The organism is Chryseobacterium suipulveris (assembly GCF_022811685.1).
Taxonomy (GTDB): domain Bacteria; phylum Bacteroidota; class Bacteroidia; order Flavobacteriales; family Weeksellaceae; genus Kaistella; species Kaistella suipulveris.
The window spans coordinates 1,715,882-1,730,625 of record NZ_CP094532.1 but is presented as its reverse complement, the minus strand read 5'-3'; the positions used below and the strand labels follow the sequence as shown (position 1 = coordinate 1,730,625).

General features: G+C 40.7%; 14 protein-coding genes. 6 read left to right on the top strand and 8 right to left on the bottom strand.

Annotation, left to right across the window (positions count from 1 at the left end):
* Window positions 1–77 precede the first annotated feature (77 nt).
* Together MTP09_RS08200 and MTP09_RS08195 are read left to right on the top strand one after the other, a co-directional pair.
* Window positions 78–3,563 (top strand): glycosyltransferase family 117 protein, encoded by a 3,486-nt coding sequence (locus MTP09_RS08200; protein ID WP_243547800.1) that lies wholly within the window; start codon window positions 78–80, stop codon window positions 3,561–3,563.
* 285 nt (window positions 3,564–3,848) lie between these two features.
* Window positions 3,849–4,385, top strand: a complete 537-nt coding sequence (locus MTP09_RS08195; protein ID WP_243547798.1) for a DUF1697 domain-containing protein — start codon at window positions 3,849–3,851, stop codon at window positions 4,383–4,385.
* Between the two features lie 55 nt (window positions 4,386–4,440).
* Here MTP09_RS08195 and MTP09_RS08190 read toward each other — a convergent pair whose 3' ends face one another.
* The 3 genes from MTP09_RS08190 to MTP09_RS08180 form a co-directional block, all read right to left on the bottom strand.
* Window positions 4,441–5,991, bottom strand: a complete 1,551-nt coding sequence (locus MTP09_RS08190) for a M20/M25/M40 family metallo-hydrolase (protein WP_243547796.1) — start codon at window positions 5,989–5,991, stop codon at window positions 4,441–4,443.
* 217 nt (window positions 5,992–6,208) lie between these two features.
* Window positions 6,209–6,859, bottom strand: a complete 651-nt coding sequence (gene rpe / locus MTP09_RS08185; protein ID WP_243547794.1) for a ribulose-phosphate 3-epimerase — start codon at window positions 6,857–6,859, stop codon at window positions 6,209–6,211.
* 151 nt (window positions 6,860–7,010) lie between these two features.
* Complete coding sequence (locus tag MTP09_RS08180) at window positions 7,011–8,087, bottom strand: M42 family metallopeptidase (protein ID WP_243547792.1); 1,077 nt, start codon at window positions 8,085–8,087, stop codon at window positions 7,011–7,013.
* 57 nt (window positions 8,088–8,144) lie between these two features.
* On the opposite strand from MTP09_RS08180, the gene MTP09_RS08175 reads away from it, so the two are divergent.
* Entirely contained in the window at window positions 8,145–8,846 is a 702-nt protein-coding gene (locus tag MTP09_RS08175) for a DUF4294 domain-containing protein (protein WP_243547790.1), read from the top strand.
* Window positions 8,847–8,969: 123 nt separating this feature from the next.
* On the opposite strand, the gene MTP09_RS14555 is transcribed toward MTP09_RS08175, so the two are convergent.
* From MTP09_RS14555 to mnmD, 4 genes are all read right to left on the bottom strand, one after another.
* Window positions 8,970–9,185, bottom strand: coding sequence for a type II toxin-antitoxin system RelE/ParE family toxin (locus tag MTP09_RS14555; protein WP_396022253.1), 216 nt, complete (start codon window positions 9,183–9,185; stop codon window positions 8,970–8,972).
* 61 nt (window positions 9,186–9,246) lie between these two features.
* A complete protein-coding gene (locus MTP09_RS08170) occupies window positions 9,247–9,501 on the bottom strand; it encodes a hypothetical protein (protein ID WP_243547788.1) in 255 nt (84 codons plus the stop codon).
* 52 nt (window positions 9,502–9,553) lie between these two features.
* Window positions 9,554–9,970: an NUDIX hydrolase gene (locus MTP09_RS08165; RefSeq protein ID WP_243547786.1), complete on the bottom strand. Its 417-nt coding sequence runs from the start codon at window positions 9,968–9,970 to the stop codon at window positions 9,554–9,556.
* A gap of 142 nt (window positions 9,971–10,112) precedes the next feature.
* Window positions 10,113–10,790, bottom strand: a complete 678-nt coding sequence (gene mnmD / locus MTP09_RS08160) for a tRNA (5-methylaminomethyl-2-thiouridine)(34)-methyltransferase MnmD (RefSeq protein WP_243551617.1) — start codon at window positions 10,788–10,790, stop codon at window positions 10,113–10,115.
* An 84-nt stretch (window positions 10,791–10,874) separates the two neighbouring features.
* Here mnmD and MTP09_RS08155 point away from each other — a divergent pair, with 84 nt between their 5' ends.
* The 3 genes from MTP09_RS08155 (at window position 10,875) to MTP09_RS08145 (ending at window position 13,814) form a co-directional block, all read left to right on the top strand.
* A complete protein-coding gene (locus MTP09_RS08155) occupies window positions 10,875–11,948 on the top strand; it encodes a branched-chain amino acid aminotransferase (RefSeq protein ID WP_243547785.1) in 1,074 nt (357 codons plus the stop codon).
* 219 nt (window positions 11,949–12,167) lie between these two features.
* Window positions 12,168–12,677 (top strand): FKBP-type peptidyl-prolyl cis-trans isomerase, encoded by a 510-nt coding sequence (locus MTP09_RS08150; RefSeq protein ID WP_243547783.1) that lies wholly within the window; start codon window positions 12,168–12,170, stop codon window positions 12,675–12,677.
* Window positions 12,678–12,761: 84 nt separating this feature from the next.
* Window positions 12,762–13,814 (top strand): peptidylprolyl isomerase, encoded by a 1,053-nt coding sequence (locus MTP09_RS08145; protein WP_243547780.1) that lies wholly within the window; start codon window positions 12,762–12,764, stop codon window positions 13,812–13,814.
* 66 nt (window positions 13,815–13,880) lie between these two features.
* Here the strand turns inward: MTP09_RS08145 and MTP09_RS08140 are convergent, their stop codons facing one another.
* A complete protein-coding gene (locus MTP09_RS08140) occupies window positions 13,881–14,720 on the bottom strand; it encodes an ion transporter (RefSeq protein WP_243547778.1) in 840 nt (279 codons plus the stop codon).
* Between the last annotated feature and the right edge of the window lie 24 nt (window positions 14,721–14,744).

Here is a 14,744-nt window from a genome sequence, read left to right as displayed (position 1 = left end):
ACGCCAATGCTTAATTTTTGTTAAAACCCTCGGAAAACAATTCAAAAACCTTATTTTCGCAACATTGAAATTTATCTATGAAAAACTGGACATTTAAGCAGTGGAACACCGTTCTTGGTTGGATTATTTTTGGCATCGCATTTCTTACCTATTTATCGACGATAGAGCCGAATTTCAGTTTCTGGGACACTGGAGAATACATTGCTTCCGCAGTAAAATTGGAGGTTACGCACGCTCCAGGAGCAGCTCTTTTTCAGTTGGTTGGTGCGGTTGCAGGGATATTTGCTTTTGGAAATGGCGAGAATTATTCCGTCGTTATTAATGCAATGTCTGCGTTGTTCAGTGCTTTTACCATCCTGTTTCTCTTTTGGACGATCACCCATTTGTTGAGACGGCTTTTAAATAAAGATTTTGAGGAAATCACCAAACATCAGGAAATTTCAATTTTGTTTGCGGGAGCGATCGGTGCTTTGTGTTTCACTTTTTCAGATACGTTTTGGTTTTCCGCGGTTGAGGGTGAAGTTTACTCGATGGCGTCAATGTTTATCGCACTTTTGGTTTGGTTGATTACTAAATGGGAAAACGAATACCACGATTCTGACAACGAAAGATGGATCATCCTTATCTTCTTTGTAACCGGACTTTCTGTGGGAGTTCATATGATGTGTATGCTCGCAATTCCGGCAGTTTGCTTGATGTACTATGCAAGAAATTATGAGTTCTCCTGGAAAAGTTTTCTGTGGGCTAACTTAATTACATTAGTAATTTTAGGAATTGTCTTCAAAGGGATTTTCCCTTTAATAATGACTTTGTTCGGCAGAATGGAAATCTTTGCGGTAAACGGACTCGGTCTTCCTTTCCATTCGGGAACGGTGATTGCTTTTATCGTGATGATTGCTTTATGCTATTTTGCCCTTAAATATGCCAGAAGAAGCGGAAAGAGTATTTACCAGACGATTGTTCTTTCTGCAATCTATATGATTATCGGATTTTCTTGCTGGATGGTGATTCCTATTCGTGCAACTGCGAATCCGCCGATGAACCTTAACAATCCCGACAACGCGATCGGAATGCTCGATTACTACAATCGGGAACAATACGGAGACTGGCCGACTTCTTACGGACAAAATTACACCGCATACCTCGATGCGAACGGAATTCAGAAAAATGATGACGGAAGCTACAAGAGTGAAAAAACTGGTGATGTTTACGAAAAAGACGATCAAACCGGAACCTACAGAAAAGTGGGTGAACGTTTTAATTATGTGTTCAGCAAAGATCACGTGAGCTTCTTGCCGAGAATGTTTAATGAAGATAAAACCGTAATGGAAAACTATATCTCCATGTACGGAGCGCCGGATTTCTCCTTTAATTATGCAAATGAGGATGTCGCCGATAATCCGGAAGCAAAGAAGATTTTCGATGACCTCCGCAAGAAATATGAGGACGGAACCATCAAAGCCGCAGATTACCTCAAGGTAAAACCTTATAATTTAATTAATGTGCAAAGACCTTCGCTCGCGCAGAATTTGGATTATTTCTTCACTTTTCAGAACGGGTATTACTTCGTGCGTTACCTGATGTGGAACTTTGTCGGAAGACAGAACGATCTGGAAGGAAATATGGAAAACAACCGTGGAAACTGGATTTCAGGGATTTCGTTCATCGACAATGCATTGTGGGGCGATCAAAGTAAAATGCCGGGAGCTTTCAAAAATGAATCGACAGTGAAATTCTTCTTCCTGCCTCTGATTCTTGGGTTGATCGGTTTCTTCTTCCAGATTAACCGAGATTTCGGAAGATTCTATGCGATACTCTCACTTTTCATTCTTACCAGTGTCGGAATTATTTTCTATACCGGAGTAAAACCTTTTGAAGTTCGTGAACGAGACTACGCCATGGTCGGTTCCTTCTACGCTTTTGCGATATGGATTGGTTTGGGAGCGGGAGCTTTGCTGTGGTTTCTTCAGGATAAAGTAAAATCGAACGCCGTCACTATCGTGGCGGGAATCGTACTCCTCGGAATTCCTTTAATGATGGGATTCCAGAACTATAATCCGCACGATAGAAGTAACCGGTATGCAGCTTACGATTACGCATATTCAACGCTAAAGTCTTTACCGAAAAACGACATCCTTTTCGTTTATGGCGATAACGACACCTATCCGATTTGGGGAATGCAGGAAACTTCCGGAATGCGTCCTGATGTAAAAGTGGTCAACTTTACCTTGCTTTCCACACCTTGGAATATTGACCAAGTGAAGCGAAGAACCTACGACGCAATGCCGGTTCCTTCCACTTTGGTGCATGAAGAATATCGTGATGGAAGCAATGACCAGATCTACATGATGAGCAAGGACGACTGGCAAAATATTTTTGCAAACCTGAAAGATGCAGGAGCGCCTGATACTGAATTTGCCGAGTTCAGAAAATTCCTCACACAGGATTCGATGACGATGAAGGAGGCGGTGAACTTCCTGAAACATAAATCTGCCGGAAAAGACGAAATCCTGAAAATGCTTTTCGGAGAGGCGAAATATGAAAAATTCAATTTCTTGCCGGTTTCTAATTTCATTCTTCCAGTAAACAAAGAAAATGCGGTGAAAGCTGGAATTATCGATGCAAAAGATCTTTCGCAAACCGTGGATCAAATTCTTATTAGATACAAAAGCAACAGCATGTTCAAAAACAATATGATGTTGCTCGATATATTGGCAAACTTCGATTGGAAGCGGCCAATTAATTTTTCATCTGGAGGAATTTATGATGAGGAGAATATTTTCTTTTTGGGGGATTATCTTCAGTACGACGGGTTCAGTTACCGATTGGTGCCGATTAAGACTCCGGAATGTGAAGACGGCGAAATGGGAAGGGTAGATGCGGAATCGCTTTATAATATTGTGAAAAATTTCAAATGGGGTAATTTCAAAGATTTGAATGTACACTTCGACGAAACCTGCACCCAAAACATTGTGAGCTACAGAAGTTCGGCAAGTCGCGCTGCAGAAGCGCTTTCGCTTGCAGGGCAAAAAGCCAAAGCGATTGAAGTATTGGATTTGGCTTCCAGAGAAATTCCGGTTCAGAAATACAACGATCCGCGTTCACTGAGCTCGATTGTTTACGGCTACATCGTTTCCGGTCAGGAAGAGAAAGGGTTGAAACTTGCTGAAGAACTGAAAAAAGGAATCTTCGAAGAATACGATTATTACACTTCACTTTCTCCTAATGAGCAGCGGTTTGTTGGAAGACAGATGCGCAAAAAACCTGTTGAATATTCGTTAGTTACTGCCGCAGTTTCCGATGCTTACGACAAAATCGGGCAGAAAGACAAAGGATACGACTATCTTGTAAAATCGTTGCAGCCGATCGACTCGCGCTTCAATAATTTCATAAAGGCACTCCAAACGATGGGCAAAGAGAAAGCATACAACGAGGTTGAGAATGTACAGAAGATTACACCGTTTTACACTTATCTTTTTGATGTGATGACTCCTTACGATTCCACGTACGCTAAGGAAAAAGAGGAGCAGATTACGAATGCGATTATCAAGGCAACGCAATAGTTTGAGTTGGAGAGTTGGAGAGTGGGAGAGTTGGAGAGTTGATGGGTGATAAGTGATAAGTGATAGGTGAGCGAAAGTCAATAGTGAATTTGCTTTGCGGTGAATTTCTTAGAGTGAATTTGTCACCCTGAATCGCCGGTCAAAACTTAGTAGCGACAACAACTGCAACTATTGCAACAACTGCAACCACTGTTAAATTGCTACATTGGTAGATTGGTAGATTGGTAGATTGTTCCATTGTTATATTGCTACATTGGTAAATTGATATATTGTTAAATTAAATCAATGAAAAACAAATCCCGTTTCTGTGCTTTTCTTCGTGGCGTTAATGTGAACGGAACTGCGATGAAGATGGCTGAAGTCTGCAAAGTTTTTTCTGATGCGGGAATGGAGGAGGTCTCTTCAGTTTTGGCGACAGGAAATATCCTGTTTACTTCCGACAGGAAAGTTTCGGATTTGAAACCAATGCTTGAAAAGGCAATGTCGCAACATTTCAATTATGAAGCATTCCTTTTCATTAAAGAGAGATCAGAAGTCCTTGAAATTTTTGAGAAAGTTCCTTTCGAAAGTTCACGAGAAAACCATATCTATGTTTTTGTTGGAACAAGCAGCGTTGAAAATACTTTAATGGAAGAATTCATAAAATCCAATCCACAGGATAATGAGAAAGCTGAAATCAGTGGGAATACTTTCTACTGGCAAATTCCTAAAGGAAACACCTTAGACTCCGCTTTCGGGAAAATCCTTGGCAGAAAGTCTCTGAAAGACCAAATGACTTCCCGCAACATCAATACTTTAGAAAAGATTGTGAAGAAACTATAATTACACAGAAATCAAAAAAAACGTTCCCGAATGGAACGTTTTTTTTGGTAGGCAATCAGTCGAATCCACCAAGTCGGGTTGGTTCCTTCACTTCCGGCCATTTTGCAGGTTCTCCTGATTTGCTGTCCATTGGCATTTTGATTTGTTCGTTGGAAGCTCTTTCTGGATCTTCACTTGCCATATAAGTCAATATTGCGATGAGTGCGACATTATTTTTCACATCATCAAAAACGATTTTGTCATAGGTATCTCTCTGCGTATGCCAAGTGTAATTTCCGTATCCCCAGTTGAGAGAGCCAAGCATAAACGCAGGAACACCCGCCGCGACGAACGGAGCGTGATCAGAACCGCCACCTCCCGGAAATCCTGGAAATGTGGTTTTGATGTCTTTCGTGAGCTCTTTAGGAGCGGCATTCAGCCATCTTCCCAAATAGTCGTAGGAGTTCAGGAATCCCTGTCCGCTGATGTTGGCAATTCTTCCGGTGCCATTATCTTGGTTAAAAACTGCCTGCACTTTTGGCATTTGATCTTTATGTGCGGAAACGTATGCACGTGAACCATTCAGTCCCTGTTCCTCACTTCCCCAAAGTCCGACCACGATTGTTCTTTTCGGATTTGGGTAATGCTTTTTCAGGATTCTTGCGACTTCCATCATGGTGATGGTTCCGGTGCCGTTATCGGTTGCTCCGGTTCCGCCGTCCCATGAGTCGAGATGGGCAGAAAGAATAATGTATTCATCGGGTTTTTCAGTTCCTTTGATTTCAGCAACGGTATTAAAAGTGGGAGCTTTTCCGTGGTCTTTGGAATTGGCTGTGATTTTCAGTTTGGGTGTAGTTCCGTTTTGAAGCATTCGGTAAAGCTGGCCGTAGTCTTCCAGGGAAATATCGACAACAGGGATTTTCTTTGTCCCTGCAGAGAAAATTTTGTTTACCCCAAATCCTCTCGACCAGTTCGAGGATACGATTCCTGCAGCTCCCGCAGATTCCAGTTTTGAGTTGAGCGTTCTGCTTGTTTCTCCTGTGTTCTGAATGGATTTCCTCCAGTTTTCAGAAGCTTCCGCGGATTCCTTTTTCATCTTTTCAAAAGATTCCGTGGTTGCGAATTCTTTCCAGTTGTATTCGGGTCTTCCGCTTGGTTGGTATTGGGAAACCATCACGAATTTACCTTTTACGGAAGGTAGCCATCTGTTGAATTCTTCTTTGCTTGCAAAATTCGGAAGCATCACGACATCGGCAGTCAAACCTTTTGCGCCAGTTGCAGGACTGAAAGCGAGCTGCATCCCTTCAAGTGATTTCGGGTAGGGAAGAACCATTTCGATAGTTGACGTGCCTCGTTCCCACGATTTCCATTCCCCCCATTTCTCGTTTCTGGCATCGATTCCCCAGTTTTGGAAGCTCTTCACTGCCCAATCGTGTGCTTGCTGCATTTTCGGACTTCCAACCAATCTCGGACCGATTCCGTCGATTAACTCATAGGCAAGCTGTTCCAGCTTCGAATTTTTGTAGGTTTCATCCATAATGGATTTTACGGTTTGGTCTTTCGTCTGTGCATTGATTCCAACCGCACAGAAAGTGGAAACCAATAGTAACTTCGCGTAATTATTCATGTATTTTCAATTTGGTGGTTGAAGATAATATTTTTTTTTGTGAAGTAGCTATTTGTGGATTTTGTCTAAAGTTTTCTTTAACGCGTAGTGCATTATAAAAAAAGTTGCCCAAACCACTAAAAAATGGTATATTGTATTGATTACCAATCGAATACAATTATGAGCAACTTGGTAACATTACTAGCAAAATTAATCTATCTGAAATCCAACATCTACCTCACACCTTCAGCAGCTCAATCGTCCTTTCAGGATTTTCGGTTGAAAAGACTGCGTTTCCTGCAACCAACACATCGGCTCCTGCTTCGAAAAGTTTTCCGGCGTTTTCCAAATTCACACCTCCATCGACTTGAATTAAAGCTGTGGAATTGTTGGAAATAATCAAATCTTTGGTTTCTGCGATTTTTTTGTAGGTGTTTTCGATGAATTTCTGTCCGCCAAAACCTGGGTTTACACTCATTAATAATACCAAATCCACTTCAGCAATAATATCTTCCAGCATTAAAACGGGAGTTGCGGGATTTAAAACGACACCTGCTTTTGCGCCTTTATCCTGAATCAGATTAATGGTTCTGTGTAAATGAACACACGCTTCGTAATGTACTGAAACCAAATCTGCTCCCTGATTGATAAATTCCTCCACGTATTTTTCTGGTTCAACGATCATCAAATGGACATCAACAAACTTTTTTGAATGTTTCTGAATCGCTTTCATCACAGGAAAACCAAAGGAAATATTGGGGACAAACCTTCCGTCCATCACATCGACGTGGAGCCAGTCTGCTTGTGAACGGTTGAGCATTTCGATATCTCTCTCAAGATTGCCAAAGTCTGCGGAAAGCAGGGAAGGAGCGATGAGTTTTGTTTTCATTAAAAAGTATTTGAGATTTGAACTTTGAAACAGATATCAGATTTCAGACATCAGATTTCAGATTTCGTTGTTCGTATTTCGTGTTTCGTAATTCGTATTTCGTACTTTGTATTTCGTACTTTGTATTTCGTATTTCGTATTTCGTACTTCCTTAATGGTATTTCAAATTCATATCAGGTTTAATCTTCAGGAGCGTTTCGTAAATCAGTTGGATTACATTTGCAACGTCCTGTTTATCGACCATTTCTACGGTGGTGTGCATATATCTTAACGGAAGTGAGATCAAAGCTGAAGGAGTTCCGCCGTTGGCATGGGCGAAAGCGTCGGTATCGGTTCCTGTCGCTCTGCTTGCAGCTGCTCTCTGGAAAGGAATTTTTTTGGATTTTGCAGTATCTACAATCAATTCGCGCAGATTGTGGTGAATGCTTGGTGCGTAGAAAATTACGGGACCGTCGCCACATTTTTGGTCGCCTTCCTTTTTCTTCTCAATCATCGGCGTGGAAGTATCGTGCGTCACATCGGTAATAATCGCGATATTCGGTTTGATGGTATCTGCAATCATATCGGCGCCGTAAAGTCCGACCTCTTCCTGCACCGAATTGGTCACATACAGACCAAACGGAATTTTCTTTTTGTTTTCTTTTAGAAGTCGGGCAACTTCTGCAATCATAAATCCACCGATGCGATTGTCTAAAGCTCGGCAAACCAAATATCGATCGTTAAGCTCGAAAAATTCGTCGGGATAGGTGATCATCGTTCCCACAAAAATCCCCAAATCTTCAACTTCTTTTTTGGATTTCGCACCACAGTCGATGAAGATATTCTCGATTTTTGGCGTAGTTTCTTTTTCGGCACCGATTCTAGTGTGGATTGCAGGCCAACCAAAAACTCCTCTCACAATTCCTTTTTCACCATGAATATTGACAATTTTCGATGGAGCGATCATCTGGTCGGAACCGCCGTTTCTGATGACATAGATTAAACCGTCATCGGTAATATAATTCACGTACCATGAGATTTCATCGGCGTGAGCTTCGATAACCACTTTGAAATCTGCTTCGGGATTGATGATTCCATAGCAGGTTCCGTAATGGTCGAACTCGATTTTATCGACATAAGGTTTGATGTAGTTCATCCACACTTTCTGGCCGTTGTGTTCGTAACCGGTGGGTGAAGCAGTATTTAAATATTCTTCTAAAAATTTAATTGATTTTTTTTCGAATTTCATATAAGAAAGGAACGGATTTTGTTGGAAAAAAGTTTGATTTAATTCGAAGTAAAAATAATGAAATTTAACATATCGGTTGTCATTTTTCTTTTATTTACGGCATTTTCTCTGAATGCGCAGGAAATAAGGCAGATGAAACCACTCAGTGAATATCCTCCCGAACTCCTGAAAACAGACGAGTTTGGGAACAAATATTACTACGACGAAATGCAGAAAGCCAAAATCTACGAGATCAACGGCGAAAATGTTGTGGTAATGGATGAATTGGTGCTTTTGAACAAACCAAGATTCAATAACCAGCTGGACCACAATTACTATTATTTCCTTAATAAAAAGCTGAACCGGGTTTATCCGCTTTTCCTGACCGCGTTACAGCAATATCGTGATATCCAGAAAGATACCGAAAACCTCGACCGTTCTGCCCAGAAAAAATTAATCAACGAAAGACAGAAAGAGCTTGCCGCGCAATACGAAGCTCAGATTAGGGATTTAACCACTTCCGAGGGACGTGTTTTTGCAAAGCTGATGAACCGCGCCACAGGAAAAACGGTTTACGAAATCATCCGAGAACTTCGGGGTGGTTGGAGCGCTTTCTGGTGGAATGTGAAAGGAAATATTGCCGATGTGAGTATTAAAGATCCTTATGATCCGCATCGCGACAGAACCGACCAGTTCGTAGAATCACTTCTGCAAAGCAACTGGAATGCGGGTTACCTGACTCCATATCCAGGTTATCGAGATTTTAAAGTGAAGAAATAGTTAGATTAATTTTCCAGATACTGCACAATTGCTTCTAGGATTTAGTTAAAAAATGATAAGACCAAAAAATGCTTTCAAAACTTTATAAAAAAATCTACTCACAAGCATGAGTGGATTTTTTAATTAGATGTGCCTACTTCTGTTATCAACAATTGTGATCAGAAAAATCTTGTTGTTAACTTCCTGATAAATCAAAGAATTATTCCTGTCAATAAGGCACTTTCGGTAATTGAGCAGTCTCGACTTGGGGCAAATTAAGGTATGGTCTTTCAGTCTTTCTAGTAAAGTGTCGAATCTGTTCTCAAAAGATTCGATTTCTTTGATCGACCAGTTTTGCAAAAGATAATCTAAAACTTTCAGGTAGCTTTCCAAGGTTTGCTGAGACCAAACAACTTCTATTTCATAAGGTTTTAGATTTCAGATAGTCTCTGATTTTCTGTTTGGCTTCTTCGTGAGTGAGGGTGTTTCCATTCTTAATATCAGAAATTCCATTCTCAATCGAACGCAGCTGTGATTCTGAAAGTTGATCTGCCCAATCAACGTTGTCTTCACGATATTTGAGTTTTAAAAACTCGATATAGTCATTGACGCTTTGAAATAAACTTTTCGGCAGCGTCTTCGAATTGTTTTCAATATCCCTAATTGTAATTTCCATTTTCAAAAATACTTTTTCAAATTTATAAAAACCACTTGCAATTGTTCCACGCTTACAAAAACCGCTCCCTCAACTTCTCAAACGCAATCCTATCGATCGGCAGCTGAAAAGGGTTTTCTGCGGTATTGATCGGGATCCATTCAATTTTCTCGATGCAGGGATCAAGGATCAGGAATTCATCGTTGTCTAAAATTTCGACCATATAATAAATGGTGAGCAACTGCTCGTTTTCGCGGAAGCGGGAAACCAAGAAATCTTCCTGAGTATAAAGGTGTCCAAGGATTTTGATTTTGCAGTTGAGTTCTTCTTCGAATTCTCGATGGAGACAGTCGAGTAAACCTTCCCCCAATTCCAAACCGCCTCCGGGAAGTTTCATCAGCTGTTCACCTGCATATTCCTCGTGCAGCGCGAGAACTTTCCCGTCTCGGATTGCAGCCGCATAAACTCTGACATTTATTTTGTCGATCATCACAAAAATTTAAAAATCAAATGTAAGAAAAAAATCAAGTGGGTTTAAAGTTTCAAGTTCCAGGTTCCAAGTTTCAAGAATTCTCCATTCACAGCGCAGCTAATTCACTATTCACCAGCAATTATTAATTCTTAATTATTCCCTATTCATTCTTCATAGCATTAATCATCTCCCTTTTTCCCGGTGGTCCAGGTTTCTTGGTGACGGTGAAATTCAGCTCCTCCAAAATCCTTCTCACGCTACCTTTGGAAGAATAGGTGGTGAGAAGCGCTCCACGCTTCATTTTTTCAGCGACGAGTTCGAAAAGGGGTTTTTCCCACAAATCGGGTTGAACCCTGGCTCCAAAACAGTCGTAATAAACAAGGTCAATTTCTGGCAAATTCAGGTTTTTTAATTCAAAGAAATCGCATTCAAACTTGGTGAAGAAAAAATTGGGAAAAATCTCGGTAGTTTTGTTCCATTCACATTGATGTAACTTTTGATAATATTCCTTAATATCGGGTTCATCAAAAAACGAGTCGTATGCCAATTCCTTAACTTCGGGTTCATTTACGGGATATTTCTCAAGTGTAAAATAATGGATGACATGATTTTTGTCAGTTTTCAAAAATTCATCAATTGTTACCAAAACATTAAGACCTGTTCCAAAACCGAGTTCTAAAATATTGATTTCGCAATCATTTTTCAGTTTTAGTCCATTATCGATAAATACGTGTTTCGCTTCCTGCAATGCACCGTGGTGTGAATGATAGTTTTCATTTAAATCATTGATATATAAAGTCTTGCTTCCGTCCGAAGTGGTTCTGATCTCCCTTTTCACGATAATTTTTTTCAAAATTAATTTAAAATTTTAATATTAGAAAAATTATATTAAATTTGTGGAAGACCAAAAAAAATTTTAAAAATGATAATTCAGAAATCTACCAATCCAAGAATTTCACAGTTCGATCCCAACAACTTTTCGTTCGGAAACACCTTTATTGACCATATGATAATTTGCGAATACGAAAACGGAAAATGGGGCGATGTGAAACTGGTTCCATACGGCCCGCTTCCTTTTACCCCTGCAATGATGGGCGTGAATTACGGACAGGCATGTTTCGAGGGAATGAAGGCATATAAAGATAAAGACGGACAGGTTTTTCTTTTCAGACCCGAAAAGAATTTTTCGAGAATCAACAAATCTGCAACACGACTTGCAATGCCTGAAGTAACCAAGGAAATGTTCATTGACGGATTGAAGGCGCTGGTTGATCTTGACCGTGCATGGATTCCTGAAGGAGAGGGGATGTCGCTTTACATCCGTCCGCTGATTTTCGCGACCGAAGAAGCGTTGAAGGCAAGAATTGCCAATAAATATATGTTCGCCATTGTCGCAACTCCCGCGAAAAGCTACTACACTGCGCCGGTTTCTGTGAAAATTTCTGACTATTATTCCAGAGCTGCAAACGGTGGAGTTGGATTTGCGAAAGCGGCAGGAAATTATGCGGCGTCGTTTTATCCGACGCAGCAAGCAATTGAAGAAGGATACGAGCAGATCATTTGGACCGACGATTCTACCCATGAATATTTCGAGGAAAGTGGAACGATGAACGTTTTTGTAAGAATTAACGATACGATTTACACACCGCCGACTTCTGAGAAAATTCTCGATGGAGTAACCAGAGATAGCTTCATCCAATTGGCAAAAAGAAGAGGAATCGAAGTAAATGTAGAGCCCGTTTCCGTAAAAGCAGTAGTTGAGGCGCAGAAGAACGGAACACTGAAAGAAGTTTGGGGAGTAGGAACTGCAGTGGTGACCAGCGTTTTCCAGGCAATCGGATATAACGGTGAAAAACTGGAGCTTCCGAAACTTTCACAGGAAGAAAGCTTTGCCTTGACCTTGCAGAAAGATTTGGTCGACATCCAAACGAACCAAGCTGAAGATCCTTTCGGATGGAGAGTTCTGGTAGAAAATAATATTTTGGAAACGGTTTAACGAATAAGAGATAATATTATCGGAAATTTTCTTTACCCCAAAACCCTAAAGGGAGGAAAATTTCCTTTAAAATAAACCTAAATTTCCTCCTTTTAGGGACGGGGTAATCAAATTTAGATTTTCATTAACAATAAAAATTATGAAAATCCAGCAGAATCTTTTGCTGGATTTTTCGTTTTCCAATATAATCGGAAATGCTTATTTTCGCAGAAGTTTTTTATGAAAAAAATTGCAATTTTATCGGTCTTAATGTTAGTCGGCTGTAAGCAGCCAGCTCCGGTTCATCCTCCCGTTGGAGGAATTCTGAGCGAGCAGGATCTGAATATCTCAAAAAACAGGGCGAAAAATCTGAACCAAACAGAAAGAAACCAAATCGAGGACTGGATCAGGAACCAAAACGAAAAATTTTATCCGATGAGTTTAAACTATTGGGTAAATATTGAAAAACTGAATTCCAAGAGAAAAAAGAAAAACGGTGAAAAGATTTCTTATCAATACGACCTCTACGATTTTGACCAGGTTAAACTATATGATGAACCCACGAAAAAAGTCGACGTAGAGTTTGGAAAGTTCGAAGACATCAAAGCGGTGGAAGATGTGCTGAGATATCTCGACAAAAATCAGGAAGCAACACTTTTAGTGCCTTCCGTTCTCGCTTTCGGAACTTATGGCGACAATGACAAAATACCGAACGATATGCCTTTAATCATTAAAATTAAAGTTCAATAATAATTTATATCCATGATAAAAAAGAGTTTTTTAGCTGCAGTCGCGGCAATCACCTTAACAAGTTGTACCCCAATCTATAAAAAAATGAACGTAGACAAAGAAACTTATGAAGGGCTGAAAGACGGTCTTTATGCAAATCTGCAAACTTCCAAAGGAAACATGATCGTGAAATTCGAGGACAAAAAAGCGCCGGTTACCGTTGCCAACTTCGTCGGATTAGCGGAAGGAAAAATCGACAACACCGCAAAAGCGAAAGGCGTTCCTTTCTATGACGGAACCATTTTCCACAGAGTGATCAAGGATTTCATGATTCAGGGCGGTGATCCGAAAGGAACAGGAATGGGAGATCCAGGATATAAATTTGATGATGAAAAGAACGACCTTCACCACACAGGAAAAGGAATTCTTTCTATGGCGAATTCCGGTCCGAATACGAACGGTTCACAGTTTTTCATTACCGAAGTTGCAACACCTTGGTTGGACGGAAGACACACCATTTTCGGTGAAGTTGTGAAAGGACAAAACGTGATCGACGAGATTGCAACCGTTGAAAAAGGAGCACAGGACAAACCGAAAACCGATGTAGTCCTTGAAAAAGTTTCCATTTTCAGCAAAGGTGACGAATACAAAAACTACGACGCTGCAAAAGTTTTCACTGAAGGAAAATCGAAAATCCAGGAGAACAACAAAGCAATCATTGAAAAAATGGAAGCTGAGAAAAAGAGAAAAGAAGAGGAATTCGCAGCAAACCAGCAAAAGTTGGTGGACGCTTTGAAACAGGGAATGCAATCAACTCCGAGCGGACTTTTCTACAAAATCACCAAGACAACCAACGGCGCCGCTCCAAAAGCAGGCGATATGGTTTCAGTACATTACGCAGGAAAATTGGTTGACGGAAGTGAGTTCGACTCTTCATTCAAAAGAAACCAGCCGATCGAAATCCCAATCGGAAAGGGACAGGTAATCAAAGGTTGGGACGAAGGAATCATGCTTTTGAAAGAAGGCGAAGCTGCAACACTCCTGATTCCATCTGAATTGGGTTACGGAGCAAGAGGAGCTGGAGGAGTGATCCCGCCAAATGCATGGTTGGTTTTCGATGTGGAGCTGGTGAAAGTAAGCGGCAACGCAGTGAAATAATCAATTCGAAATAAGAATGAAGCACTTCTGGAATGAAGTGCTTTATTTTTTTAATCTCTCTCTCTATTACAGAATTTTTTCGCCACATTTTTTGCAGTAGCGCGCGTCGTCATCCACATCGTCGTTTCCGCAGCGCGGGCAAACCAGTTCGAAATTTTGCCGCTTGTTGCGCATCTCAGCCGTTACAATTCCTGTCGGGACTGCGATAATCGAGTAACCCGCAAGCATCAGCAGTACCGAAAGAAACTTCCCGAGCGGAGTTCCCGGCGAAACATCACCGTAACCAACCGTAGTAACCGTAACGACTGCCCAGTAAATACTTTGCGGAATACTTTCAAAACCTTCCCGGTGACCTTCAACCATTAACATCATCGAGCCCACAATTACCGAAAAAATGATCAGAAACAGAAGGAAGATATAGATTTTTCTGGAACTGTTTTTCAGTGCTCGAACAATCAGGTAACCGTCGTTCATGAAGTCCATCAGGTTAAGAATCCTGAAAATCCTCAACATTCTCAGCATCCTGATAATCAGGAAATATTTGGTAATCGGGAAGAACAAACTCAGATAAAACGGAAGAATCGCCAAGAAATCGATGATCCCAAAGAAACTGAAAATATAGTTCCGCTTGTTGCGGATCACCAGAATTCTCAGAATATATTCTATAGTAAAGAACATCGTGATGATCACCTCCAAAACGATGAAAAGAATGTGTAGTTTGGCATCGATCACCTTCACACTTTCCATCATGACGATAAAGGTACTCAGCAAAATAAGTACAAGCAGGATGATGTCGAAAAGCTTCCCGAGCTTCGTGTCGGATTTGAAGATAATCCGGTAAAGCTGCCGTTTCCACTTTGTGCGTTCCGATATATAATTATGTTCCTCTTCGTTGTGCTGTTCCATTTGTGATTCAGAAATAAACTACAA

What these genes read in the sequence shown, in the direction of transcription:
- MTP09_RS08200 (WP_243547800.1), top strand. Translation starts at nt 78, where the DNA reads ATGAAAAACTGGACATTTAAGCAGTGGAACACCGTTCTTGGTTGGATT.
- MTP09_RS08165 (WP_243547786.1), bottom strand. Translation starts at nt 9,970, where the DNA reads ATGATCGACAAAATAAATGTCAGAGTTTATGCGGCTGCAATCCGAGAC.
- MTP09_RS08145 (WP_243547780.1), top strand. Translation starts at nt 12,762, where the DNA reads ATGAACGTAGACAAAGAAACTTATGAAGGGCTGAAAGACGGTCTTTAT.
- MTP09_RS08175 (WP_243547790.1), top strand. Translation starts at nt 8,145, where the DNA reads ATGAAATTTAACATATCGGTTGTCATTTTTCTTTTATTTACGGCATTT.
- MTP09_RS08180 (WP_243547792.1), bottom strand. Translation starts at nt 8,087, where the DNA reads ATGAAATTCGAAAAAAAATCAATTAAATTTTTAGAAGAATATTTAAAT.
- MTP09_RS08170 (WP_243547788.1), bottom strand. Translation starts at nt 9,501, where the DNA reads ATGGAAATTACAATTAGGGATATTGAAAACAATTCGAAGACGCTGCCG.
- MTP09_RS08140 (WP_243547778.1), bottom strand. Translation starts at nt 14,720, where the DNA reads ATGGAACAGCACAACGAAGAGGAACATAATTATATATCGGAACGCACA.
- MTP09_RS08195 (WP_243547798.1), top strand. Translation starts at nt 3,849, where the DNA reads ATGAAAAACAAATCCCGTTTCTGTGCTTTTCTTCGTGGCGTTAATGTG.
- MTP09_RS08190 (WP_243547796.1), bottom strand. Translation starts at nt 5,991, where the DNA reads ATGAATAATTACGCGAAGTTACTATTGGTTTCCACTTTCTGTGCGGTT.
- MTP09_RS08155 (WP_243547785.1), top strand. Translation starts at nt 10,875, where the DNA reads ATGATAATTCAGAAATCTACCAATCCAAGAATTTCACAGTTCGATCCC.
- MTP09_RS08150 (WP_243547783.1), top strand. Translation starts at nt 12,168, where the DNA reads ATGAAAAAAATTGCAATTTTATCGGTCTTAATGTTAGTCGGCTGTAAG.
- rpe (WP_243547794.1), bottom strand. Translation starts at nt 6,859, where the DNA reads ATGAAAACAAAACTCATCGCTCCTTCCCTGCTTTCCGCAGACTTTGGC.